Consider the following 25,463-nt stretch of genomic DNA (forward strand, 5'->3'; position numbering starts at 1 on the left):
CCACAGAAGAAGGTTCCGTAGGGACACGTTTCGGGTTCGTCGAGCCCGGGTTCGGCGGGGCGCGAGGTACGCGGGCCCCCCTCCCCTGCCCCCACGACGGCTACTGCTGCGCGAGTCGCCAGAGCAGATACGCGTCCGACTGCATCGCCTCGGGGATCGACTCCATCGGATCCCGCGACAAACGCGCGATCGCCTCGGGATCTTTCGCGCCTTCTTCAGGCGTGCCCGCGGCGACGAGGGCCTCGACGTGCGGCACAGGCGGCAGATCCACCATGAGGTGAATGCGCGGCGGGCCGAGGTTTTCCGCGCCGTGCGGCACGCTGTTGTTGAAGGCCCACACAGAGCCCGCGGGCAGATGCAGGAAGCGGCCCGCGACGCAGAGACGCGCGGCGGGCGTCGTGATCAGCGGGACGTGGAAGCGGTGGTGCTCGTCCCAGTGAGGCGTGTTGTCGACGTGCAGATGGATGCGCGAATCGGGCGGGCTCAAGCCGAGCCACGCGGAGACGGGGCGCGCAGGAAAGGCCGTGTCGAGGAGCTCGCGCAGGCGCGGGAGGCCGGCGAGCGCCGGGGCGTCGATGCCGCCGCCGCTCGTGAGTCGACTGCCGGGCCAGCCGCGCTCCTCGCCGCCGCGCAGGATGCAGAACGACGTGCCGAGGTGCCACTTCCACTGGCTCGGCAGCCACGTGATGTCCGCCGCCTCGATCTCGGCGACGATCGGCGCGACGTCGATCGCGAGCGGAAGCCGCAGGAAACGATAGGTCTTCGGAAGCGCGCGCGGGCTCGGGACGTGACGCCTCTGGTACATCCGCTCTCTCTCCTGTCGAGAGGCCGAGCATCGCAGCCGACGCGGGCCTCCCGTGTCAAGTTCCGAGCGTGACGCGAAACGGCTCGAACATCACGGAGAGATCGTCGTCGCTGCGCGATGCGTTCCCGCGCGCAACTCTCCCGATCCGGGTGGTCTCGTAAGCCGCCCTCGCGATCGCCTCGCGTTCGTCGTGCGAGAGGCCGGAGGCGAGCGTGACGATGTCGTCGACGTGATCGGCGTCGGTGCCGGCCGCGCTGTGCACGCGCAGGCATCGCGTGGCGTCGACGCCGCTCGGCAGCACAGCCGAAACGGCGCGCACCTCGGCCGCGCTCCGTGTCGCGGCGAGGCGCTCGAGCGCGAACGCGTACCCCACGCACCGCGCGGGATCTCCGGGGCCGCGCACGAGCGACGTGAAGAAATCGACGAGCGCCGCCGCGGTTTCCGGCACGTGCGCGGCGACGAGCGCGCGGGCGTCGTAGCCGAGCGACGCGAGATCTCGCAGCGCGAGCGCATCGTGCCCCTGCTCGTCGCGCGACTTCTCGTGCGCCCACGCCGCGAGCGCCGCGCGCCCCTCCGCTTCGAAGCGCGCCGCGGCCTCGATCATGAGCCGCGGCGTCGCGTGGGTCGTGTGAAAGTACCCCGCGAGACGGTGGATCCAGCCCGTGAGCGTGAGCTCTCGCCGCGGCGGCGCGGCCCCTTCGCGTTGCGCGACGCCCACCGCGCCGTCGAGCAGGTTCCGCGTCGCCGCGAGGGTCACCGGGCCCTCCGGCGGCACCGAGAACGGGCCTCCGAACGCCGACGTTTCCTCGTGCAGGAAAGCCCGCGCGCTCGTCGCGACCACGATCTTCCCCTCCGCGATCCGCGCCCACGTGATGTCGGAACCCTGCACGACTGGCGACTCCTCCCCGGCCCTCGGGGCCCACGGATACCGCATCGGGCGCGAAGCTTCCAGGCGCGCGCGCCGCATGATAATCGAGGCCGAATCATGGGCATCGAGCGTCGCGACGTGGTCGTCCTCGGCGGAGGTCCTGCAGGCAGCACCTTCGCCGCCACCCTCAAAAAGTACGAGCCGAACCTCTCGGTCACGGTCCTCGAGAAGGCGCGCTTCCCGCGCTACCACATCGGCGAGTCCCTCATCCCCGCGCTGAACCCTGTGCTCCGCGATCTCGGGATCTACGACGATCTCGGCCGCGCCGGGTTCATCCGCAAGATGGGCATCACGTTCGTGTGGGGCCGCGATCGAAAGCCCTGGGACGCCGACTACCTGAAGCTCGGCGACGTACGGGTCCACGACGGCGCCGAGGTGCTGAACGTGCTCGGCCAGGATTTTTCGAAGCTGCTGCGCCGCCCCGAGGAGCGCGACGAGACGTTCAACGCCTTCAACGTGCGGCGCGCCGAGTTCGACCACATGATCATGAACCGCGCGCGTGATTTCGGCGCCGACGTGCGCGAAGGGACGCGCGGACGAACCATCCACAAGGACGGAAGCGGCCGCGTCACGGGCGTCGACTGGGAGGACGATCAGGGCCGCGAGGGCACGATCGAGACCTCGTTCGTGCTCGACGCGAGCGGACAAGGCACGCGCTTCACGCCGGGGGGCCGCATCTTCGATCCGCACATGAACAACTACGCGGTCTACGGCTACTGGTCCGGCGCCGAGTGGAAGATCCTCTACCGGGGCACGCGCGATCGGACGAACGTGTTCATCTGCTCGGTCGACAAGGGCTGGATCTGGTACATCCCCGTCGCGCAGGACCTCATCAGCGTCGGCGTCGTGACGAACACGACGCACTTCAAGGACGCGCTGCAAAACCAGGATCCCGAGTCGTTTTACCACGAGACGATCCAGGGCTGCGACGAGGTGCGGGGCCTGCTCTCCAAGGCGACGCTCCGCGACGATTTCATCGGCGGAGGCAAGCGGATCTCGGTGACCCGCGACTGGTCGTCATGGGCGAAGAGCCCGGTCGGCCCGGGCTGGGCCACGGCCGGAGACGCGGCGATCTTCGTGGATCCGATCCTCTCGTCGGGCGTGACGCTCGCGATGCAGAGCGGCCATCGCGCGGCGTACACGTACCGCACGGCGCGTGCGCGCAAGGATCTGCCCGAGGACGCGCTCTGGCGCGCGTACGCCGACTACATCCGCGGCGAGGCAGGATCGTTCCTGCGGCTCGCGCGCTACTTCTACGGCAACAACAAGGCCGCGCCCTCGTGGTGGTGGGAGGCGCAGCGGCTCGTGAACGCCTCGGGCAAGCTCGCGGTCGACGATCGGCAGGCCTTCACGATGGCGAGCGCCGGCTTCTTCCCGACGCTCCGCGCCGTCACGGACGACACGGTGATCCCGCTCGTCGCAGGCATCACGGGCCTCGAGGGCGACGTGTACAACGTCTTCTACGAGGACGGTTTGCCGCCGCCCGATGCGCTGCCGAAGCACGCGATCGAGCACCTCGCGCCCTTCCGGCTGGCGCTGCGCACCGAGCCCATGGCGAGCGAAGGCAAGCCGACGGGCCAGCTCGACGTCTTCTACGATCTCGTGAGCGACGACGCGGACTTCACGCATCGCACGCACGCAGCGCCGAGCAAGATCGCGCCCGCACTCGGCCCGGTCGTCGAGGCGATGAGGCGCCACCACGAGGTCGCGTCCCTGCTCGCCGAGGCGCCGCAGCTCCTGCCCGAAGGATACGCCTCGCCCGAGGCGATCCGCGCCGCGACGCTCTCCGTCGTGCGCGCAGCCGCGAAAAAAGGTTTTGTAAAGCTCGCGCCGGGAGCCACGGCTTGAACGCTTACGCGAGCGACGAGCTGACCCTCGTCTTCGTCCTGCACGAGCACGATCGCGAGTCGATCCGGCGCGCAGCAGAGGCGGCGAGCCACCCGGACGATCACAAACGCGCGCGGCACCTCGAACGCGAGGAGCTGCGCAAGTTCGTGGCGCTCCCCTCGGACGAGCGCCGCGCCGTGCTCGAATGGCTCGAAGAGCACGGCATGCCGCACATGGACGTGCGCAGCGTGTCGGGACAAACGATCTTCGTGAAGACCACGAAGGAGGCCGTGGGGCGCACGTTCGGCGCGGAGTGCCGGCGCTGGCTCGACGACAAGGAGAAGGACGAGCGCGCGCTCACGCCGATGGAATGGCCGATCCCGCGGCAGATCGCGCGGTACGTGCAGTCCGTGAAGGTCCGGCAGAGCGGCAACCGCGCGCGCAGCACGATGGTCGCCGACGCAGGCTCCGAGCACCCGATGCAGTTCCCCACGCTCGAAGGCGCGCGCGAGAGCCGCCCCGAGCCAGGCTTCGGCCTGACCCCCGCAGACGTGCGCGAGATCTACCGCTTCCCGCCCATGAGCGAGCTCGACGGGTCGGGCGAGACGATCGCGCTGCTCATGCTCGGCGGCGCCCTCGAAGAGAGCGATCTCCACGCCTTCTGGGACGCCCACGGGATCCCGCACCCAGCAGAGATCAAGACGTACCACGTGGGATCACGGCCCTCGAAGGTGACGAGCGCAAACAAGCTCTACACGCTCGAAGTCGCGATGACGGTGGAGTGGGTAGGCGCGATGGCGCCAGGCGCGCGGATCCTCGTGTACTTCGTCGACCCGATGGTGATCGCAGACCCATGGGTGACGTTTCTGCTCAAAGTGATCGGCGACCGCGAGAACACACCGACGATCGTCTCGACGAGCTGGATCACACCCGAGCGCAGCTACTACCGCGTGCACGGCAGGCGCGTCGTGAGCGGCCTACTCGACCAAGCCGCGGCCATCGGCGTCACCGTGATCAGCGCAGCCGGCGACTGGGGCGCCTTCGACGGCGTGCCACGCACGATCAAAGACGGGAGGTACGTCGGAGACGCCCCCTGGCCCCACGGCGTCTTCCCCGCCGTGGAAGAGCGCGTTCTCTCCGTCGGCGGAACCATGATCACAGGCCGCGCGCCCCTCACAGAGATCGCCTGGAGCGGCCCACCCCCGCCCGGGCTCGGCCGGGTGCTCCACTTCGTAAGGCTCGCATCGAGCGGCGGCTTCAGCCGCGAGGTGCCCGTCCCGAAATGGCAAACCGACGCAATGAAAGGCTGGTACGCACGCGGCGAAGGCGAGCCCGCCGTCGTGCCCTACGGCCGAGGCTTCCCCGACGTCGCACTCATGGCCTCAGGCTCCGCCGTCCAACGCGCACCCAACCAGCCCCTCACGATGCAAGGCTACCAAGCCGTCGCATGCGGCCAATGGGTCGACTACGCAGGCGGCACAAGCGTGGCCGCCCCGATCTGGGCCGCGATCGTAGCCCTCATGAACCAAGCCCGCCGCGCAGCCGGTCTCGGCCGGGTCGGCTTCATCAACCCGATGCTCTACGCCCTCCGCAAGGAGACCCCCGCCCCCTTCCGCGAAATCTCCGAAGGCAGCACCGACGTCGCCATGAACGTCCTCAACGCCCACGGCAAAGCCGTGATCCACAGACTCTCGGGGTACTCCGCCGCGCCTGGGTGGGACCCAGCCACAGGGCTCGGTGTGCCCAACGTGACGCGTCTCATCGAGCTCGTCACGCGGCGAGGCAGGAAGCCGTAGCGCTGGGGTTTCACCCCAGACCCGACCAGGGGTTGTCCACCCCTGGACCCGGACCAGGGCCAGCCCTGGACCTTTGGTGCAAAAACCGCGCGATGCGCGGTTTTTGCACCGGGCCCGTGGCAAGACCAGGAGCGACCTTGCCGGTCAAACCGCAGCGCTGACGTGTCTGCTGGAGGGTGGGGCGGCGCCGCTGTCTCAGCTGGCGAGCCCGCTTGTGGTCTTGCCACAGGCCGTCGTAGAAACCGCGCGGAGCGCGGTTTCTACGCCCCCGGTCCAGGCCGCGCTTGGTCCGGGGTGCAGGGGGCGGACAGCCCCCTGCTGGGGTCCGGGGTGAAACCCCGGCGCTACGCCGCTCGCAGCCTAGAACCCGGGGTCGTAGTCGTGCAGCGGCGACGTATCGAGCGGCAGCACGGACACATCGCCTGCAGGAGCAGACGGCAAGACGATGTGGCGGCGGTCGTGGGTGTTTTCTGCGACGACGAAGCGGACGCCGGGGGGGATTTTGAAGCCGAGCTCGGTGAGGACGGCGTTCGGGTCGTCGATGAGTTTTTGGCGGAACTCGGGGTCCTGCCAAGCGCGGAGGACGGCGCGATCCCAGACGGCGAGGTTTGCCATCTCGTCGGCCGACATCTCGATGTGCTTTGTGTAGGTGGTCTTGTTCGTCATCGGAAATCTTCCCCGTTCACGGCGGACGACGCAATGCGCCGAGGATAGCCACCGACGGGTGGCTCGTCACGTGGTTCCGACGACTTTCAGTCTGTGAGCAAAGTTTCGAGCTTGGCGCGACCTTGGGTGGGATCGGGGTTTTGGGACTCGATCAGGGCGCGGAGTTGGGCGATCGCGCGGCCTTCTTGGATGGCTTTTCGTGCTTGATCGACGCCTGTGGGGAGGGAGTCGACTTTGCCCATCAGCTTCAGGCTCGCGGCGGCGTTCAGGAGCAGCACGTCGACGATGGGGCCTTCGAGTTTGCCGGCGAGGGCTTGGGCGAGGACGCGGGCGTTTTCTTCGGCGGTCCCGCGGGAGGCGATGGCTTCGAAGGGGGCTTCGCGGAGGCCTGCGTCTTCGGGGCGGATCGTGTACTCGCGGATTTCGCCGGTGGGGAGCAGCTCGGCGATGTGGGTGGGGCCGACGTTTCCGAGCTCGTCGAGGTAGCGGCCGGGGTGTGCGGTGGATTCGGCGCAGGGGACGAGGGCGCGTTCGTAGCCGAGGTCTCGCATCACTTCGCAGACGATGCGGACGAGACGGGGCTCGGGGACGCCGGCGATCTTGTGGCGTTCGCCGACGTGCCTCACGAGGGGGCCTCCGATGTGGAAGGAGGTACCGATGCGGATTTGGCTGATCACGCGGGCGAAGCCGCTCGTCATGAAGGCGCGGCCGACGACGGAGGTGAAGCCGAGGCGGCAGGATTCGGTGCTCTTGACTTGGGCTTCGCCTGGGGCGTCGAGGTCGACGCCCCAGTGGGCGAACATGTCGGCGGCGCCGCTGACGCCGGTGAGGGCGGGGGCGCCGGGTTTGTGGACGTAGAGGCCGCAGGCGGCGGCGAGGACGGCGGCGCCGCTGGAGACGTTGATGGTCTTCAGGGTGTCCATGCCGACGCCGGCGATGCTGAGGGGGGGTTCGGGGGAGCGGACGACGTGGGGGAACCAGAGACGCCACTCGTCTTGGAAGGCTTCGACGACGCCTGTGAGCTCGGCTTGGGACTCGCCTTTTGCGCGGAGGGCGGCGATGAAGGCGCCTTGGTGGAGCTCGGGCTGCTCGTTGCGCCAGATCTGGCGGTAGGCTTCGCGCACTTCGTCGCGGGTGAGGTCCTCGCGCTGCTGGAGCTTGACCACGAGGCGGCCGAAGGCGCGCAGCTTGTCTTCGTCGAACATTGCGCGGCGGAGCCTAGCCGGATCGCGACAAACCGAGAAGGGGGCGCGGGTGGGGTCGTGGTCCCCTGCCCTGGACGGGTTTTGGATGCGCGGGGGTGTTCGAACGGCCGAACGGTCGTGGGAGAGGGTTGCGCGCGGGGGATCGAACGTTTGGGGAACTGCGGGAGACGGTGACGCGCGGGGGATCGAACGTTCTGAGGTTCACAAGCAACGGTGACGCGCGGCGGATCGAACGGTTGGAGACGCGCGCGAGACGGTGACGCGCGACGGATCGAACGTTCCGAGGGTCACAAGCAACGATGACGCGCGGCGGATCGAACGGTTGGAGACGCGCGCGAGACGGTGACGCGCCGGGGATCGAACGGTTGGAGCCGCGAATGCGGGCCTGCGCCCCCGCTTTGCGTTCGAAAAAGGCTCCCGGCGCCCTCCGCGTCGGGCCCCTCCGCCTTAGATTCCCCCCGAAAGGGAGGGACCACAATGAAAACGACGAAACTCTTCGCCTTGCTCGCGACCTGCATGATGTCCGTCGTCTCCGCGAATGCGTTCGCGGACGCGTCCGCGGCTCAGGCGAATGCGGAGGAGGACACCGAGGACCAGGCCGTGACCGTGACCGTCGCCGCGGCCCAGACCGTGACCGTCGTGGGGCTCGGGGAGGTGATGGTGATGCCCGATTCGCTGCGCACGAGCATTTCCATCCGGGCTCGGGCCGAGACGCTGGCCGAGGCGCGCGCGGAGGCCGCGAGGAAGACTCGCGCCGTGATGCAGGCGCTGGAGGAACTGCGGATTCAGGATTTGCAGGTCCGGACCGCGGAAATCACGGTGACGCCGATTCCGGAGCGCCAGCCGGAGGTCGGGGAGAGCACGGAGCCGCGGATCATCGGCTATCAGGCGGATAGCACGCTCTCGGTCGCGCTGCGGGGCGTCGGGCGCGAGGTGCTGCGTGTCCAGGGTCCGCGGATCCTCGATAGCGCGCTCGGCGCGGGCGCCAATGTCGTCGGCGGGATCGACTTCTTCCTGAGCAAGCCGCGGGAGGCGCACCGGCTCGCGCTCGCGGCAGCGGTGCGCGACGCGGAGGAGAATGCAAAGGTGATGGCCGGCGCGGCGAGCATCGAGCTGCGCGCGCACCGGACGCTCTCGACGGAGGTCGCGACATCCATCGATTATGCCCAGCAAGCCTTGTACAGCGGCGCGATGGAGGCGGGCACGGTCGAATTCCCGGTCGAGCCCGGGGAGATCCGGGTGACCGCGCAGGTGACGGTGAGCTTCGAGTTCACGGAGTAGGCCAAGGACCTGAGCATGGGTCTCCTCTGGGAGGCGCTTCGCTGGGGCGTTGCCCCAGGCCCCAGCAGGGGCTGTCCGCCCCTGCACCCGGACCAGCGCCCGCGCTGGACCGAGGGTCGATGAAATGCGCAATGCGCAGTTCATCGAACGGCCGATTCAAGACTGGCGACGACCCTGCCCACCAAAACAGCAGCGCTGACGGTTCAACTGGCGATGCAGTACCACCGACCTGGGGAAGAACTGCGCATCGCGCAGTTCTTCCCCAAAGGGCCCAGGGCTGGCCCTGCAAAGAGGGGACGGACAGCTTAAAAACTTTCCCCGCATCGACTGCGCGGAGCGCAGTCGATGCCCAGAGGTCCAGGGCTGGCCCTGGTTCGGGTCGAGGGGCGAACAGCCCCCGCGGGGTCCGGGGCGGCGCCCCGGCGCGACGGCTCCTCGATGAGACCAACGACCTCTCGCGTTCGCGAGAAGGCTTGGTACGCTCACCCCATGCCCTCCACGCGAGCCGTCCTTGGCGCGAAGGTCCTGTCGATAGGAGCCGCGCTCATGAGCTTGACCGTGACGACCTCTCTATACGCCGCCGAGACGAGCTTTCCGGCTCCGAAGACGGAGTCGTCGGGGTTCGCCTTCGGCACGAACATGTCCCTCGCCCTCGTCGACGAGCAGGACGACCACCTTCGCGAGGAGCTTTGGGTCGGGTACAAGTTCGCGAACGTTTTGCTCGGCGTCTCGGGGTATTTCTCCACCAGATACTACGATGCCAAATACGACACCGGCAACGAAACACATGTCAAGGAGGAGACGTTCCTGATCGGCCCCGAGGCCCAGTTCGTCCTCCATCGCTCCGCGAAGGCGCGCGTCGAGGTCCTCGGACTCCTGGGAGCCGCTGCAGGGACGTGGCGGCGGTGGAGATCGCATGTGGACCGCGGCTGGCCCGTCGATATCGGCGATCCGGTGACCACAGTGACGTCGGACCAAGGGATACGCGTGCGCTGGCATCTCGGCCCCGGCGTGCGGTTCTGGCCTTCCCCCGCTTTCGGCATCCACCTCGCCGGTGGGGCCCTCGGGGATTACCGGCTGATTGGCTCCAACAGCATTACCGAATCTCCGATCAATGCATTCTTCCAGGCTGGCTTCGTGGGTGTCACCGGGGTGCCCACCAAGGCAGATACGGAAAAACAAGCGCGCGCCGGATCGCCGACCTACGGAGTCGCGCTCCAAGCCGGAATCTCGACCTCGCCGCGCGCCAACGTCGACGGAAACCTCGGGCTCGGGTTCTCTGCAGGCCGTTTCTTGATCGCGCTCGGCGTCGATGTCCCCCGGATCTTCGATTTCGAAGAGACCATCGCGAACGCCGAGCTCCAGTTCACCACCTTCCGCTCCGACGATCGGCGCCTGGAGCTCTTCCTGTCCGGCGCCGTCGGGCACTCCGTCGTCGATAGCACGATGCTCTCCACGTTCCGCTGGAGGGCAGCGCCGGGGGTTCGATTCTGGGCGGCGCCGGGCGTCGCGCTCACGGGCGCCGTGGGGGTGCTGGGAGACCATGACGAGATAAATACCGGCGACGAGGAATCGGAACGCCAGTACATCACAATGTTCTGGCGGGCCGGGCTCCTCTCGGTCTTCGGGCTCTGACGTCCCGCGTTTCTATTTACACGCGGCTTCGAGATCCTTGGCTGCCTTGCTCCAGGCTTCCTTGTCCGCCTCCGACCACGCGCTCGGATCCTTCTGCGTGAGCGCCGTCCGCGCTGCCGCTCGTTTCTGCTCGATGGAGGCGAAAGACGCGGATGCGCCGTGCATTTTCGATTCGCCGGGCGAGATGACGAGCGTCACGACCGAGCCCACGGCGCCGAGGCCCGCCGTCACGATGCCCGTGATTCCTGTCACCTTCTTGATGGTCTCGGGGGAATCGATCACATACGCCCCCACGCCGCCGACGGCGCCGCCCACCGTGCCGACGCCGCCCGTGATCGAGCCCATGATCGTCTTGAACTTCTGCTGGTCCTGCTTGGCTTCTTCGTAATCGTAGAGGAGCTCGGCCTGGCGCTGGCCACAGAGGCGATCGGCGCGCTCGGCCTGCCGCACCACGTCCTCCGGCCATTGCGGCTCCCCGGTCACGAGCGGCGCGCTCGGGCGCTTGAGCGGCGTCGTCGCGTTGCTGCTGCTGCACCCGATCGACATCGCCGCGAGCGCCATTCCAAGGACGCTCACCCACCCGAAGCTCCGACCCCCCACGCAATCCCCTCGACGGTACCCCATCCATTTCCCCATGATGCGACCGTACCACCGGCGGCGCGCGCCAAACAAGAAGGCCCGCGGAGGGCCCGGCCGGCGAGCACCTTTTCGTCTCCGCTCGTCAGGCGTTCGTCTCGCGCCGCAATCCGAGCCGCTTCATCCGGCTCTGGAGCGTGGTGGGGGGCAGGCCGAGGATGGCGGCCGCGCCCCCTTCCCCATAGATGCGTCCGCCCGTCGCGCGGAGAACCCGCTGGATGTGGCGCCGCTCGTTCTCGGCGAGCGAGACGAGCGCATCCGTGGGCCCGCTCTCGCCGGCGCCGGACCGCTTCCGGGCCTTCGCCCCGAACAGCGCGAGGTCCGCCCGCTCGATCGTGCCCGACGCCGCCCGGATCGCCCCGCGCTCGAGGATATTCGAGAGCTCACGGATGTTGCCCGGATAATCGTGCTGTCGCAGCGCATCGAGCGCGCCCGCGGAGAGCCAAAGCGATTGCTTGCCGACCCGCGCGGAAAGCTCCTTTAGAACGACCCGGCAAATCGAGGGGAGGTCTTCCATGCGCTCACGCAGCGGCACGAGGCGCAGCGGATAGACCGAGAGCCGATAATAAAGATCCCCCCGGAACCGGCCCGCGGCGACGGCTTGCTCGAGGTCCACGTGCGTCGCCGCGATGACCCGCACCGAGACGCGGATCGGCTGCTCCGCGCCCACGGGCAAGACTTCCCCCTCCTGCAATGCGCGGAGGAGCTTGCCCTGGAGGTCGAGCGGCAGCTCGCCGATCTCGTCGAGAAACAAAGTTCCGCCGTCCGCGGCCCGAAAGAGGCCGGGGCGGGCCCGCAATGCGCCCGAAAAGGCCCCACGCTCGTGCCCGAAGAGCTCGCTCTCCAGCGTGCCCGAGGGCAAGGCCGCGCAGTTCACCGGGACAAACGGGCGCTCGCGGCGAGGGCTTTTTTCGTGAATGAACCGCGCGAGCCGCTCCTTTCCCGTGCCCGTCTCCCCGATGAGCAGGACGGTCGAGCTCGTCCCCGCGACGAGCGCCGCCTGTCGCGCGAGATCACGCACCTGTGCATTGTCGCTGTCACCGAGCACGGAGGCGTCCTCGGTGATCTCGCCGATGCGGCGCTCGAGCGCGGCGGCCCGCTCTTCGCTTTCGAGGCCCGCGCGGGCGAGCTTCTGGTTCTGCCGCAAGCAATGGATCGAGAGTGCGAGGAGGCGCCCGAAGACCTCGGCGAGATCGACGACGGCGCGCGGATAAGGGCCGCAGCGCGCACGGTCGATCGACATGAGGCCGAAGACCTCCGAGCCCGTCACGAGGGGCACGACCATGCACGCGTGACCGTGCGGGAAGTCCAGCAATCCATCGAAGAGATCGCCGTCGCCGTGGGCGTGATCGTCCTCCGTGAAGACGCGGCTCCTGCGCTCCTCGATGGCGAGCCGAATGGAGGGGAAATCGTCGAGGTGGATGCGAGCCTCGCGGACCTCGGGCCGGAAGAGCGAGCCACGCCCGGCCCTCGCGCGGAGCAAGGCGCCCTCGAGCTCGAAGACGACCGCGAGATCGTACGGCGCGATGCGGCCGAGCCATTCGAGGCCCCGCTGCAAGAGCTCGTCGAGCGCCGCCGGCGTCCCGTCCGCGAGCAGCGCCAGGTCCGCGAGCTCGTGCGTGCTCGCGGCGACCCAATCGTCGAGGTTCATGCCTCGACGATAACCGCCCCGCGAAGGCACACGCAACGACCCCTCGTTGGGTTGAGCACCGACGGGTCGTTGGCAGCGCAACGATATTTCGATGCGCACCGACCCGTCGGTGCCGTTGCGCACGGCGTCATCGTGAAATGTCGCGGAGTTACCGCGCTCGGGTGGCTGGTACGTGGCGTGCTCTTCGCGCCGCGCGCGGGGGGTGGGCAGCGAGGAGGACGAGCATGGAGCGATCGAGTCGAAAGAACGGGCGACGGCGCGTGGGTGCGGGAGGGGGGTTGGCCTTCGTATTGGCGTCAATGGCGATCCTCGGCGCTTGCAGCGGAGAAAACGAGACGGGCAACGCGCCGATCGCGCCGAGCCTCGACCAGGAGCTCACGGAGCTCTTCGCGGCCGAGGGCGTGAAACCCGTGGAGCGGCCGAAGGCGCAGGATCCGGCGCTCGTGAAGCTCGGGCAATCGCTCTTCTTCGAGAAGGAGCTGAGCGGACGGCGGAACATCGCCTGCAGCACGTGCCATCACCCCTTGCTCGGCTCCGCCGACGGGCAGAGCCAATCACGCGGCCAGGGCGCGACGGGGCTCGGGCCGCAGCGGGTGCACGGGCCCAAGAGCCTGTTTCTGGCCCGCAACACGCTCTCGCTCTGGAACCGGGGCGTCGCCGGCTGGGACACGATGTTCTGGGACGGCCGGCTCGGCGGCAATCCGACGGACGGGTATATCTCGCCGGCGGGCGACGCGACGCCGCAGGATTTTTCCAATGCGCTCGCGGCCTTCTTCATCATTCCAATCACGCCGGACGAGGAGATGCGCGGCTTCCCGGGCGAGACCGACGTGAACGGGAACCCGAACGAAATGGCCGACCTGACGAACGACGACTTCGCCCAGATCTGGCCGCTCGTCGTGGCGCGCGCGATGGCGATCCCGGAGTACCGGGACGCGCTGCTCGCGGCGTTCCCGGGGAAGACCGAGGCCGATATCAACGTGGTGCACCTGGCCGAGGCGGTCGGCGCATTCATGACCGACGCGTTCACGGCGCTCGATGCGCCGTTCGATCGGTACCTCGCCGGCGATCACGCTGCGATGTCGGACGCGCAGAAGCGGGGCGCGCTGCTCTTCTACGGGCGCGCGAGCTGCGGATCGTGCCACACCGGCGGGCTGCAGACCGATCTCGGCTTCCACAACATCGCGGCGCCGCAGGTCGGCACGGGCAAGGGTGACGAGGCGCCGCTCGATTACGGTCGCGGGCGGATCACGCTCAAGGAAGAGGATCGGTTCAAGTTCCGGACGCCCTCGCTGCGAAACATCGAGCTCGAAGGGCCCTGGATGCACAATGGCGCCTACGCCAACCTGGAGGACACGGTCCGGCATCACCTCGATCCCGAGGCGTCGCTGAAGGCGTACGACGACAAGCAGGTGGAGCCCGAGCTCTGGGGCACCTACCAGAGCAGCGAGGAGACGCGGAAGACGCTGCTCGCGTCGCTGGATCCGCTGCTGAAGGTGGAAGGCGCGAAGCTCACGGACGCCGAGGTGTCGGACCTGATGGCCTTCCTGTCGGCGCTGACCGATCCCTCGACGTTGAACCAGCTCCATCTGATCCCGGACAGCCTGCCGAGCGGGCTGCCCGTGGACGACTGACCCTCACGCCCGCGCGAAAATCGCTGCCACCCTCTGCCGGAGAGAAGCGTCCGCCGACGAGCCGAGGCACGCCTCGGTGTCGGCCGCGAGCGCCGCGATCCGATCCGACCGCCCCCGCTCCCGGAGCAAGCTCGCGAGCCGCTCGACCACGTCGATCCACGGATCGCCGCCCATCGGACGCGCGAGCCGCTCGGCCTCGTCCGCGTGCTCCAGCGCCTCGCCCCTTCGGCCCGTCTTCTCCGCGAGGTCCGCGAGCAGGAGCCGACACTTCACGGCGCGCCCCGAGAGCCCGAGCTCGGTGCACAACGTGAGCGCGCGGAGCGCTTGCACCTCGGCCTCGAGCAGCTCGCCTTTCTCGCGCAGGTGGTGCGCCAGGTGAAACCCCGAGTGCGCCTGCGCGAGCACGTTGCCCTCGCGCACCGCGAGCGCGTGCACCGCCTTCTGATCCTCGATCGCCTCGTCGAGCCGACCCATCGCGGCGAACGTCATCGCCCGGCCGCTGCGCGCCGCGACCTGGCCCCACACGGCCGCGAGCGGATCGCCCTCCAAGGCGAGCTCTTCGCCGGCGCGGATCGCCGCCTCGAACACCTCGATCGCCGCGTCGTACCGCCGCACGTCGCGCAGCAAGTTGCCGAGGTCGTGGCCCGCACGCACGACCGCGGGCAGGTTGTCCGAGCCGCGCAAGGTCTCCCAGCCCTTCTCGGCGAGCGCGAGGCCCTCCTCGATCTTGCCCTGGCTGCGGAGCTGAAACCCTCGCGTGCAGAGCGCCTGCGCCGCATCGAAGGGCCTCCCCGCGCGGCGGAAGAGCCCCTCGGCACGTTCGAGCTGCGAGACGGCCTCGGGCCAGCGGGCGCGCTGGTGCGCCGTCTCGGCGCAGAGGAGGTGACAGCGTGCGCGCACCGTGAGCGCCTCCTCGCGCGTGTCCTCGTCGAGGAGCGCGAGGCTCTGCTCGACACGCTCGCCCACCTCGTCGAAGCGGCCGAGCCAGAAGAGGGCGATGCCGAGATCGAAGAGCGCGCGGGCCGCCGCGAGCGGGTCGTCGTCACGCAGGCGGCTGCGCAAGGTCTCCGCGGTCATGAGCGCCTCGACCGCGTCGACGAACGCGCCGAGGGCCACGGCGCGGTGGCCCGTGAGGCGCGCGTACTGCACGATGCGCTCGACCTCGTCGGTCTGGCTGTAGTGATGGAACAGCGCGGGCAGATGCGGCGCGAGCTTGCCGGCGTGCAGGCGCTCGATCGACGCGGCGGCCAGGTGGTGCAGTACGCGCTTGTTGTCCATGAGCACCGTGCCGTAGATGGCGTCCCGCGCGAGCACCTGCCGGAAGGCGAACGTCTCCTCGCCGCGCTCCCTGCGATGCGAGAGGATACCGCGACGGACGAGCTCGTGGAGATGTCGTTGCGAGGTCCGCTCGTCGCCGAGCGCAGATGCAACGGCGTCGAAAAGATCGGCGCTGAACTCCACGCCGAGAATGCTCGCGTACTGGAGGGTGGTGCGGAGCTCGGGCTCCAGTCGATCGAGGCGCGCGAGGAGCATGCCGACGAGCGACGAGGGGACCGTGAAGCGCCGGAGGGACGCGGCGTCGGCCGTGACCATGCCTTGCTCGCGTAACGAGAGCGAGAGCTCCTCGGCGAAGAGGGGGTTACCCGCGGCGCGCTCGACGAGCAGGCGCACGACGTCCGCCGAGGGCTCCTCCCCCGCGAGGAGCACGGCGATCGTGCGGATCTCGTCGTCCGTCAGCGGCGCGAGCGGGGCGCGCGTCACGGCGACGTGCTCGGGGAGCGTCGCGATCTCGCCGTCGCGGCTCGTGACGAGGAAGACGACGGGGAGCGCGGAGCGGTAGCCGCCAAGGACGCGGCCGAGCAGCTCGAGGCTCGTCGCGTCGGCGCGGTGCATGTCGTCGAGGACGCAGAGGACGGGCCTGCCAGGTCGCAAGGCGCTCGCCCGCCGCGCGAGGGCTTCGAGCAGGAGCGTGAGCGTCTGCTGGACGCGGCTCTGGAAGCCGTCGGGCCCGTACTGCTCGACGAGATCGTGCCCGCCGAGGCCCAGCAGAAAATCGACGACGGGCGCCTTGGCGATGAGCTCGCTCCGGCGCGCATCCTCGAGCGCGGCGGCGAGGGCGCCGATCTCGGTCGTCGTCTGCAGCGCGTCGATCATGGTCGCGCCGGGCGGGAAGAAGACGCGGCGCAGGAAGGCGACCCAGGCGCCGTACGGCGCAGCCGAGGCCGGGTGCGCGCGCACGACGAGGGTACAGCGCGCGTCGTCGGCCTCGACGCGGCGCAAGAGCTCGTGCACGAGGCGCGATTTGCCGACGCCGGGGCCGCCGGTGACGAGCCCGAGGTGCAGCCCGCCGCGCGCGCGCGCCTCGGCGAGCAGGCCTTCGAGCGTGGCGAGCTCGGCGTCGCGACCGACGAAGGGCCGCTCTTCCTGGGCGCCGGCGCGGCTCTTGCGCGGGCCCTCGACCTCGGAGGGGCCGAGGATCTCGTAGGCCTCGCTCGGGCGCGCGCGGCCCTTCATCGAGATCGGCCCGAAGTGCCGCTCCGTGAACCTGCCGCCGAGCAGATCGACCGTCTCGCGGCTGACCACGACGGCGTTGAGCGGCGCCGAGCGCTGGAGCATCTCGGCGAGGTTGATGCTCTCGCCCGTGAGCATGGCGTCGCCGCCGCGCGTGACGAAGCCCGTGTGGATGCCGATGCGCATGGAGAGCGCGCAGCCGATCTCGGTGAGGGTCGCGTTGATCTCGTGGCGCTGATCCAGCGCGGCGAACGCGGCCGCGACGGCGCGCTCGGCGTCGTCCTCGCTCGATGCGTGGTAGCCGAAGACGGCCATCAAGGACTCGCCCGGCGGCCTGTCGACGCGCGCGCCGACCGTCTCGAAGGCGCGGCCCACGACCTCGGAGATCTGCGTCGCGATCTGCTCGATGTCCTCGGCGCCGAGCGTGCTCTCGCGCGGCTCGTCGAGCACGAGGCCGACCATCGCGATCGTCAAATGCCTGCGCTCGCCCTTGCGCAGGCTCGGGCGCGGCACGTCGGCGGCGACGCCTCCTCCGCCTGGCCGCACACGGCCGAGACCCGCGAGCTTCGACTGGATGCCCGCGAGCTTGGGCACGGGCGGCGGCGGCGGAATCGTGACCGTCTTGCTGCGCGTGATCGCGACGGTCGCCTCGTTCTCGAGGGTCGTCCGACGCGTGGGCACGCTCGATCGTTGCCCGCCGCGGCGCAGATCGTAGAGCACGGCGCGATCGGCGGCGAAGGGCTCGAGGGCGCGGGCGAAGGCCGCGGCGTCGGGGAACCGCTCGATCGGCTCGACGCGGATGGCGCGCATGACGGCCTCGGCGAGGCCGGGCGGGACGTTCGGCGCGGCGGCCGCGAGGGGGCGCGGAGGCTGCCGCTCGGCGAGCGCCGTGAGGTAGCCGATGAGGCTCGACCCGTGCCAGGGACGCACGCCGGCGACGAGCTCGTAGAGCACGACGCCCGCGGCGAAGACGTCGGTCCACGGCCCGATCGCGCCGTGATCGCGGACCTGCTCGATCGCCATGTAAAACGGCGACCCCACGAGCTCACCGGGCCGCGTGTTCGGATCGTCGACGAAGTGGGCGACGCCGAAATCGAGCAGCTTCGGGATCTCGCCGAGCACCTCGCTCCGGGCGAGAAAAATGTTTCGCGGCGTGATGTCGCGGTGGATGACGCCGAGCTTGTGGACCTTGTGCAGGACGTCGAGGACCTCGAAGACGATGCGCGTCGCGTACGCCGGCGCGAGCGGCCCGTCGGTGAGCCGCTGCTGGAGATCCTCGCCTTCGAGGTACTCCATCACCATGTACTGCGTGTTGTCGTCGAGCCGATCGATGTCGAAGATCTGCGGCAGGCGATCGTCGCGGATGCGGCTCGCGGCGAGCGCCTCGTTGCGGAAGCGCTCGGCCATCGCGGCCTTGCCGGCCATCTCGGGCCGCACGGTCTTGATGACGACGCGCGAGCCGAGCACGGGGTGCACGGCCTCGTAGATGATCCCCATCCCGCCCGTGCTCATGACGCGGACGATGGGGAACTTGCCGATGCGCGTCCCCTTCTCCATGGCGCGCAGCGCGGGGCCGAGCGGTTCGGTGGCGTAGCTCGGCTCGTCCGAGCGCAGGCCCCGCGCGTTGGACATCCCCTCGATCATGGGGCCTGGCAGCGTCGAGCCTGCGCGCGGCGCGCCTGAAAAGCCGCCGGCCAGCGTGTCGTGATCACGTATGGGGAAGCGCCCCGAAGGGTCCGCCACGCCGTCCTCCGCCAAGACCCGGATCGCGGCGCCGGGCGACTGCCCGGGCCGTGCGTCCGCAGCCGGCGTTCGTACCCAGTTCTCCCGGGCTCCGCAAGAGGCGGCGGACCCGAGGGGCCTCAGGCGGCGCGGTGTCCGTGTCCGCCCTTGCCCACGATCGCCACCGTGCTCGCCTGCGGACCCTTCTCGCCGAGCTCCTCCTCGTAGCGGACCTCGGTGCCCACGGCGAGCCGCGCGAAGCCGTTGTTGAGGACGCTGTTCTTGTGGAAGTACACGTCGTAGCCTTCCTCGGCCTCCAGGAAGCCGTAGCCGCTCTCCGGGAAGATCCGCGCGATCCTCCCGTGCGGCGGCCCGACGCGGGACTTCACCTCGCCCCGCTGCCTCGCCACGTACGCCTGCAGGAGCCGGCGCGCGCCGTCGAACGCCTCGTGCACGGCGACGTAGACGTCCTCGTGCGCGCGCTGGTGTAGCTCCTCGGCCGACTCACCGCCGACCACGAGCTCCTCGCCGGGCACGGTCATGTCGATCCGCACCCGGTAGACGTTGCCCTGATGACGCCGGCGGGACGCGGGCTCGATCGCCACGCGGCACCCCATGATCCCTTCGTAGACCTCGTCGAGCTTCTCGGCCTTCTCGCGCACCTCGCGCGCCACGGACTCCGACGATGGCATGTCGCGGAACGTGATCTGAAGCGGTAACTTCATGCGCACCTCGCTTGGCGCTCGGGGGTACTCCCGAGCCCCCGGCAGAGCCGTCGGGACCCCGCCATCTGACCTTCTCCCCTCCTCCATTCGGCTACGTCCTGGCTGCGGCAAGACCCGGCGCGCCCGGCCGGGTGTGGTACGGCATGCTTGTTCGCTCCACGGTCGACCAAGCCGCCGAATCGAAGTATGGTGCCGCCGGGACGAACGAGCTCTGATGCGACGACCGCTCATGATTGGAGTTGCTGGCGGCAGCGGCTCCGGCAAGACGACCGTGGCCCGCCGTATCGCCGAGGCGCTGCCTCCCGCCGGCGTGACCATCCTCGAACACGACGCGTATTACCGCGACCGTGACGACATCTCCTACGAGGAGCGCTGCGGGCTCAACTTCGATCACCCGGAGTCCTTGGAGACCGAGCTCCTCGTGGAGCACCTCGCCGCCCTCCGGCGGGGCGACTCCATCGACGTCCCTCGGTACGACTTCAAGACGCACCGGCGCGCGCCCGACTCGCGCCGCGTCGCGCCGACGCCGGTCGTCATCGTCGAGGGCATCCTGGTCTTCGTCGAGGCGAAGCTCCGCGAGCACCTCGACATCAAGATCTACGTCGACACCGACGCCGACATCCGGGCCTTCCGGCGCATCCGCCGCGACATCGAGCACCGCGGCCGGACGTTCGAGTCCATCCGGGAGCAGTACTACCGGACCGTGCGGCCGATGCACCTCATGTTCGTCGAACCCTCGAAACGCTGGGCCGACGTGATCATCCCCGAGGGGGGTGACAACAAGATTGGCATCGATCTCGTGATCGCCCTCATCCGCCAGATGCGCGGCGCCGAGATGGCTGGCTGAGTTTGGCGAGGCGCCGGGGTGACATCCCGCCCCGAGTTGGGGTAATGGAGGCCCCGTGATCAACACCGACCACGAGCCGACGAGGCCCGCCTCCCTGCCCCCGCCGCCGACCACGATCCTCTGCGTGTCGAGCTACTTCAAGGGCAACGACTTCCTGCAGCAGGCGCGGCGCGAGGGTTGCCGGGTCATCCTGTTGACACTCGAGTCCTTGCTCGGCAAACCGTGGGCGCGCGAGGAGATCGACGAGATCTTCGGCATGCCGACGTTGAGCGATCGGCGCGCCGTCGTGAACGCGGTCAGTTACCTCGCCCGGACGCGCGAGATCGAGCGCGTCGCGCCGCTCGACGACTACGACGTGGAGCTCGCCGCGCACCTGCGCGAGCACCTGCGCATCCCGGGCATGGGCGAGACGACGGCGCGGTATTTCCGCGACAAGCTGGCGATGCGCGCGCGCGCCAAGGATCGCAGCATCCCGGTGCCCGACTTCGTGCACGTGCTGAACGATGAGCGCGTGCGCCGCTTCCTGCGCACGGTGCCGGCGCCGTGGCTGCTCAAGCCGCGCTCCGAGGCCGCGTCGCTCGGCATCAAGAAGCTCGATCGCGAGGAGGAGGCGCTGCGCGTGATCGAGGAGCTCGGCGACGATCGCTCGCGCTACCTGCTCGAGCGGATGATCCCGGGCCAGTTCTTCCACGTGGACTCGATCGTCTCGGAGAAGCGCATCGTGTTCGCGGAGGCGCACCAGTACAGGACGTCGCTCTTCGAGGTGGTCAACCAGGGCGGCCCGTCGGCGACGCAGACGATCGATCGAGCGAGCGATCTGTGGCGCGAGATCATCGACCTGAACGAGCGGGTGATCGAGCACATGGGCCTCGTGCGCGGCGTGACGCACATCGAGTACGTCCGCTCGGCCGAGGACGGCCGGATCTACTTCATCGAGGCGGCGGCGCGCGTGGGCGGCAGCCACACTTCGGACGTGGTGGAAGCGGCGACGGGGATCAACCTGTGGCGCGAGTGGGCGAAGATTGAAATCGCGCAAGGCGAACGCCCGTACGCGCTGCCGTCGCGGCGATACGACTACGGCGGCCTCGTGCTGTCGCTGTCGCGGCAGGAGCACCCGGACATGTCGGCGTATACGGACCCCGAGATCGTCTGGCGCACGCCGGAGAAGCCGCACCACGCGGGGCTCATCGTGCGCGCGGACAACCCGGGCCGCGTGCGCGAGCTCGTCGAGAATTACGCAGTGCGGTTCGTCCAGGATTTCACGGCCGTGCTGCCGCCGCCCACCGCGCCGACGGCTTGAGCTCGGGGCGCCCGCCCCCTTGCCGTTCCCCCTCCCCTCCCCTAGGTTCTAGGCGCCGGCAGACTGCCGGCCCGGACGAGACGCGCCGTACCCGGTCAGGAGAAGACGACGCACCCCGAAGGAAGGAGTGCACGTCATGGCGTGGGTATCCCTCATCGTCGCAGGGCTCTTCGAGGTCTGCTGGGCGATCGGATTGAAGTACACGAACGGCTTCACGCGCCCGCTGCCGAGCGTGCTGACGATCGGTGCGATCGTGGCGAGCATGTATTTGCTCGCGTTCGCGACGAAGTCTTTGCCGATCGGGACGGCCTACGCGGTGTGGGTGGGCATCGGCGCGCTCGGCACGGCCATCGCGGGCATCGCGCTGTTCGGAGAGTCGGCGGCGCCGGCGCGGGTCGTGTTTCTCGCGCTGCTGCTCGCGTCGATCGTCGGGTTGAAAGCGAGCGCGTGAGCGCCCACCGATCCGTGGAGACGCGGGCGGCGACGCGGGCGGCGGAGAGGACGCCTGCGTCCTCGCAGCGCTCTGCTCACGCGCCCGCGTCGACGTCCCCGGTATCGCGGGAAAGCAACACAGGCTCCTGAGGAAGTCATCTCCGCTTCCCAAAGGACACGGCTTGCGGGTCCGGCCGGGAAGGATGCGGCCCGTGGATTTCGACGGTCGTGGATTTCGGCGCGAGCTCTCCCTCGAGCATTTGCCGGGCCGGCACGAGAATGTACGAGCCACCGCGCGCCGGATGCGGGCCGTTACGGAACGTTGGCAAACGAGACCGGACCTTCGGCAAAGTGTGCGATTCGCTTACACTTCCGTCCAAGACGATGTATGATGTCTGCTGGAGACTTCATAAATGATCGAGCGCGCAATCCTGGGCGGCTTGGAATTCGAATACGATACCGAGCGGAAGACGATACGCATGGGGGGAAACCCCGCTATCTTCATCTGGACCGAGAGCACGCTGGCGGGGCTGCTCTCGGGGCTGCAGCGCATGGTGGGCACCGAGCGCATCCGGCTCTCGCTCCACGGCGGCGGGCGCGACGGCGTCGATGAGGATTGGGCGTACATCCGCCAGTATCCGACCTTCGAACAGGGCTTCGCCGAGCTCACCAAAGTGGCCGCGGCCGCCGGCTGGGGCATCTGGGACATCGTCTCGCTCGATCCGAAGGCCAAGGAGGCGCGCGTGCGCGCCCGGAACCACTGGGAAGCCGACTGCCAGAAGGCGCTCGGGGTGAACTGGGGCTCGAGTTACCTCGGCGGCAAGTTCGCGGGGATCTTCCAGCGGTTTTTCGGGGTCTCACAATGCTGGGCCGAGCAGGTCGCATTCGCGGCGAAGGGGGACGGATACGACGAATTCGTCATCCGGCCCTCGGACGCGAGCCTGGAAGACCGCGTCGAGCGCCTCCTCGGCACCGACGAGGCGACCAAGGCCGATCTGGCGGTGGCCCTCGAGCGCGTCCGCAAGGAGGTCGAGGAGCGCGCCGCGACGGAAAAGGAGCTGCGGGACAAGCTCGATCTCATCGCGCGTCAGGAGGAGGCCATTCGCGCCCTGTCGACCCCGATCATCGAGGTCTGGGACGGTGTGATCACCCTGCCGCTGATGGGCGTCGTCGATAGCCAGCGCGCTGCCGAGACGATGGAGCGCTTGCTCGAGGCGGTCGTGAAAAAGAACGCGCGTCACGCGATCATCGATTTGACGGGCGTGGACGTGATCGACACCTCCACCGCCGATCACATCCTTCGGCTCGTCCGCGCCGCCGAGCTGCTCGGCGCGCGCTGCGTGATCACGGGCATCCGCCCCGCCGTCGCCCAGACGATGGTATCGATTGGCATCGATCTGTCGAAGCTCGTGACGCTCGCCAGCCTGCGCGACGGCCTCCTGCGCTGCATGGGCGCCACGCGCACGGGCGGTCCAAAGACTCTCCCGTAGCGATCGGCGCTTTGCCCCCTCGCCCACGAAACCTCGTCAGCGTTCGCCTTCGTTTTCGGAGGCGCGTGGGGGCCCCGCGCGAGGCAGCTCCACGGTGAACATCGTTCCGCTGCCGAGCGTGCTCTCGACGCGAATCGAACCGCCGAGGGCCTCGACGATGGATCGCACGATATAGAGCCCGAGACCGAGACCCTTGTACGCGCGCGACGAGACCGCCCGCTCGAAGCGTTCGAAGATGTGCGGCAGGCGATCGGGAGGAATGCCGATGCCATGATCGCGCACCGTGAGCTGCGCGATTCCATCCGCCTCGCCAACCCGGATCTCGATCGGATGACCGGATCCGAATTTGATCGCATTCGTGATCAGATTGGTGACGACCTGCTCCAAACGAATATGATCCCAGCTGCCGACCATGGATGGCTCGGCGTGCAGCGTCAGGGGGCAGGCGGCCCGGGACAGGTCTTCCGCGAGGCGCTCGACGACGTCACGGACGACGGCAGGGAGATCGACGTCCTCGATTTGCAAATGCAGGCGCCCGGTCGTGACCCGCGTGACGTCGAGCAGCTCCTCGATCAGACGCGCGAGCTTCTTTACCTGCCGCTCGACCCGCAAAAGGGGCGGCGGGCATGGAGCGCCCGATTGCGCAGCGCCTCTCTTCAGCGTCTGCACGTCGAGCGCGAGGCACGTCATTGGCGTATTCAGCTCGTGTGACGCGATCGACAAGATCTCGTCGCGCAGGCGAATGGCGGCCTGGGCGTCGCGATAGAGGCGCGCGTTGTCGATGGCGATGGCCGCGCGGCGGGCGAGCTCGGTCGCGAGGTCGAGGTCGGCGGTGCTGTAGTGCCGACCGGGCGTCGCGCAGCCGAGGGTGATCACGCCGATCGTCTGTCCTCGGAGCACGAGCGGTACGGCGATCGTCGAATGCGTGCCGAGTGCCTGGATCAGGCGTAGATTCTCCTCATCGACGGCGTGCGCCCGGATGAGCTCCTCGGTGACGAGAGGCAGCAGCAAGGGCTTGCCCGTGCGGAGGACGCGAGCCGCCGGCTGCGGCGAGCTCGCGTCGGGCGCGTAGCGCTCCTCGAGCTGTCGGAGAAGCGGCTCTTTGGAGGCATCACGGTGTGCGCCGATGCGCCGGAACACGCCCCCCTCGTCGACGTCGATCAAGCACCAGTCCGCCATCGACTTCACGCAAAGCCGCGCCAGCGCGGCGAACCGGGTCGAAAACTCCAGGGACCCCGTCAGGATCTCGGAGGCCATGGCGAGGAACTTGATGCGCTGCTCCGCCCGTTCGGCGGCGGCTCGCGCCCTCTGTTCTTCGACGACGACCATGGCGAGGAGCAGGACGAGCAACGTGAGGAACGCGACGTACGTTTGCACGGTCAGGATGCGCGCCGCCACGGACGCGTTCCCCATTGCGAAGGGACCGCGGCCCTGACTCGTGTGCAAGGCCGCCATGAAATCGACGATGACCGTGGCGGCCGTCGCGCCTCTGGGTCCGAAACGGACAGCCGTCCATGCCGTCAAGGGGAACAGGAGCGCGGGGAGTGCCCCTTCGATCTCGCGCGACTGCTCGCCCCCGAACACCCACCACGCCCCGCCCGAAACGATCACGAGCATGGCCAGTGCTTCGGCGGCGCGGCCGGAGCGCGACGGCTCCGGATTTGGCTCGGTCCAGGTCAGAAACAGCGGACACAGCAGGATGACCCCGAGCGCGTCGCTGCTCCACCAGGAGACCGCTACCTTCCAGAACGAGGGTGCGCCCAGCCAAACGACCGCTGCGACCGCCGCGACGAGGGTGCCGGGGATCGCGCCGACCGCAGCACCGAGCAACACCAGACGCGCGAGGTCCCATGGGCGCCGGAACACGAAAACCCTGTATGCCTGCCGGCGCAAGAGCAAGCCGCCCGAGAATGGCAGGAGACCGGCCGCGGCGCCCCAGGCCAGGGCCACGGCGGGTGGTTGCCCGTGCACCAAGACGATCAGCACCTCTGCCAGAAAAATGGCGAGGAGCCACGCGGGCCAGCGGGCCGGCGCGGTGCGAAGAAACCAGGCCAGGGTCAGGCCGCTAGGCAGCCAGAAAATGGCATTGCTGGCGGGCGGGAAGACGAAAAGGTAGCTCGCTTCCGACAGACCGACGTGGGCCAAAAAAAGCACGGCGCAGCCGAGGAGCGTCCGCGCCGACGGGACGCTCATGTGCCTGCGGCGCAGCCCGCCCGCGGCCACGCCGCGTTTGCAATCGACGCGAAAGGTCCCCATGCCGACGAAGAACCCTTCTTGCACATACGACGATCGTAGGGTCGCTCGACCACGCGTCACCTTCCTTTCCGCCGCCGCCCCGCTCTCGCCTGCGCGGCGGCTCTTTCGTGCGCGTT

18 protein-coding genes and 1 riboswitch are annotated in these 25,463 nt (G+C 69.0%); of the genes, 9 read left to right on the top strand and 9 right to left on the bottom strand.

Annotated elements, in window-relative coordinates; genetic code table 11:
* Positions 1-100: 100 nt before the first annotated feature.
* Both QHF85_RS16045 and QHF85_RS16050 read right to left on the bottom strand, forming a co-directional pair.
* Positions 101-805 carry an aspartyl/asparaginyl beta-hydroxylase domain-containing protein gene (locus QHF85_RS16045; protein ID WP_281328055.1) on the bottom strand — a complete coding sequence of 235 codons (705 nt, stop codon included), beginning with the start codon at positions 803-805 and terminating at the stop codon, positions 101-103.
* A 55-nt stretch (positions 806-860) separates the two neighbouring features.
* Entirely contained in the window at positions 861-1,694 is an 834-nt protein-coding gene (locus QHF85_RS16050; RefSeq protein WP_281328056.1) for an iron-containing redox enzyme family protein, read from the bottom strand.
* Between the two features lie 96 nt (positions 1,695-1,790).
* Here QHF85_RS16050 and QHF85_RS16055 point away from each other — a divergent pair, with 96 nt between their 5' ends.
* The gene (locus QHF85_RS16055; RefSeq protein WP_281328057.1) at positions 1,791-3,581 is read left to right on the top strand and encodes an NAD(P)/FAD-dependent oxidoreductase; all 1,791 of its coding nucleotides are present in this window, start codon (positions 1,791-1,793) and stop codon (positions 3,579-3,581) included.
* Positions 3,578-5,356 carry a S53 family peptidase gene (locus tag QHF85_RS16060; RefSeq protein WP_281328058.1) on the top strand — a complete coding sequence of 593 codons (1,779 nt, stop codon included), beginning with the start codon at positions 3,578-3,580 and terminating at the stop codon, positions 5,354-5,356. The genes QHF85_RS16055 and QHF85_RS16060 overlap by 4 nt, the downstream gene beginning before the upstream one ends.
* Before the next feature lie 360 nt (positions 5,357-5,716).
* On the opposite strand, the gene QHF85_RS16065 is transcribed toward QHF85_RS16060, so the two are convergent.
* Both QHF85_RS16065 and QHF85_RS16070 read right to left on the bottom strand, forming a co-directional pair.
* Positions 5,717-6,022 (bottom strand): NHLP leader peptide family RiPP precursor, encoded by a 306-nt coding sequence (locus tag QHF85_RS16065; RefSeq protein ID WP_281328059.1) that lies wholly within the window; start codon positions 6,020-6,022, stop codon positions 5,717-5,719.
* 86 nt (positions 6,023-6,108) lie between these two features.
* Positions 6,109-7,227 (bottom strand): hypothetical protein, encoded by a 1,119-nt coding sequence (locus QHF85_RS16070; protein WP_281328060.1) that lies wholly within the window; start codon positions 7,225-7,227, stop codon positions 6,109-6,111.
* A gap of 477 nt (positions 7,228-7,704) precedes the next feature.
* On the opposite strand from QHF85_RS16070, the gene QHF85_RS16075 reads away from it, so the two are divergent.
* Positions 7,705-8,508: an SIMPL domain-containing protein gene (locus QHF85_RS16075; RefSeq protein ID WP_281328061.1), complete on the top strand. Its 804-nt coding sequence runs from the start codon at positions 7,705-7,707 to the stop codon at positions 8,506-8,508.
* Between the two features lie 489 nt (positions 8,509-8,997).
* Entirely contained in the window at positions 8,998-10,143 is a 1,146-nt protein-coding gene (locus QHF85_RS16080; protein WP_281328062.1) for a hypothetical protein, read from the top strand.
* A gap of 12 nt (positions 10,144-10,155) precedes the next feature.
* Here the strand turns inward: QHF85_RS16080 and QHF85_RS16085 are convergent, their stop codons facing one another.
* Both QHF85_RS16085 and QHF85_RS16090 read right to left on the bottom strand, forming a co-directional pair.
* Positions 10,156-10,719, bottom strand: coding sequence for a hypothetical protein (locus tag QHF85_RS16085; protein ID WP_281328063.1), 564 nt, complete (start codon positions 10,717-10,719; stop codon positions 10,156-10,158).
* 145 nt (positions 10,720-10,864) lie between these two features.
* Positions 10,865-12,430 (bottom strand): sigma 54-interacting transcriptional regulator, encoded by a 1,566-nt coding sequence (locus tag QHF85_RS16090; protein ID WP_281328064.1) that lies wholly within the window; start codon positions 12,428-12,430, stop codon positions 10,865-10,867.
* Between the two features lie 278 nt (positions 12,431-12,708).
* On the opposite strand from QHF85_RS16090, the gene QHF85_RS16095 reads away from it, so the two are divergent.
* The gene (locus QHF85_RS16095) at positions 12,709-14,064 is read left to right on the top strand and encodes a cytochrome c peroxidase (protein WP_281328065.1); all 1,356 of its coding nucleotides are present in this window, start codon (positions 12,709-12,711) and stop codon (positions 14,062-14,064) included.
* Between the two features lie 3 nt (positions 14,065-14,067).
* On the opposite strand, the gene QHF85_RS16100 is transcribed toward QHF85_RS16095, so the two are convergent.
* Positions 14,068-18,318 carry an AAA family ATPase gene (locus QHF85_RS16100; RefSeq protein ID WP_281328066.1) on the bottom strand — a complete coding sequence of 1,417 codons (4,251 nt, stop codon included), beginning with the start codon at positions 18,316-18,318 and terminating at the stop codon, positions 14,068-14,070.
* A gap of 119 nt (positions 18,319-18,437) precedes the next feature.
* Positions 18,438-19,022 (bottom strand): HPF/RaiA family ribosome-associated protein, encoded by a 585-nt coding sequence (locus QHF85_RS16105; RefSeq protein ID WP_281328067.1) that lies wholly within the window; start codon positions 19,020-19,022, stop codon positions 18,438-18,440.
* Positions 19,023-19,251: 229 nt separating this feature from the next.
* Between QHF85_RS16105 and udk the strand changes: the two genes are divergently transcribed.
* The 4 genes from udk (at position 19,252) to QHF85_RS16125 (ending at position 23,091) form a co-directional block, all read left to right on the top strand.
* Positions 19,252-19,869 carry a uridine kinase gene (udk, locus tag QHF85_RS16110; RefSeq protein WP_281328068.1) on the top strand — a complete coding sequence of 206 codons (618 nt, stop codon included), beginning with the start codon at positions 19,252-19,254 and terminating at the stop codon, positions 19,867-19,869.
* Between the two features lie 55 nt (positions 19,870-19,924).
* Positions 19,925-21,169 carry an ATP-grasp domain-containing protein gene (locus QHF85_RS16115; RefSeq protein ID WP_281328069.1) on the top strand — a complete coding sequence of 415 codons (1,245 nt, stop codon included), beginning with the start codon at positions 19,925-19,927 and terminating at the stop codon, positions 21,167-21,169.
* A gap of 50 nt (positions 21,170-21,219) precedes the next feature.
* Positions 21,220-21,284, top strand: a riboswitch (guanidine-III (ykkC-III) riboswitch).
* A 21-nt stretch (positions 21,285-21,305) separates the two neighbouring features.
* Positions 21,306-21,620, top strand: coding sequence for a quaternary ammonium compound efflux SMR transporter SugE (gene sugE, locus QHF85_RS16120; protein ID WP_281328070.1), 315 nt, complete (start codon positions 21,306-21,308; stop codon positions 21,618-21,620).
* A 394-nt stretch (positions 21,621-22,014) separates the two neighbouring features.
* Positions 22,015-23,091, top strand: coding sequence for an STAS domain-containing protein (locus QHF85_RS16125; RefSeq protein ID WP_281328071.1), 1,077 nt, complete (start codon positions 22,015-22,017; stop codon positions 23,089-23,091).
* Positions 23,092-23,127: 36 nt separating this feature from the next.
* Here the strand turns inward: QHF85_RS16125 and QHF85_RS16130 are convergent, their stop codons facing one another.
* Positions 23,128-25,371 carry an MASE1 domain-containing protein gene (locus QHF85_RS16130; protein WP_281328072.1) on the bottom strand — a complete coding sequence of 748 codons (2,244 nt, stop codon included), beginning with the start codon at positions 25,369-25,371 and terminating at the stop codon, positions 23,128-23,130.
* Positions 25,372-25,463: the final 92 nt, after the last annotated feature.

Source organism: Polyangium sp. 6x1 (genome assembly GCF_029946515.1).
In the GTDB taxonomy this organism is placed as follows: Bacteria; Myxococcota_A; Polyangia; order Polyangiales; family Polyangiaceae; genus Polyangium.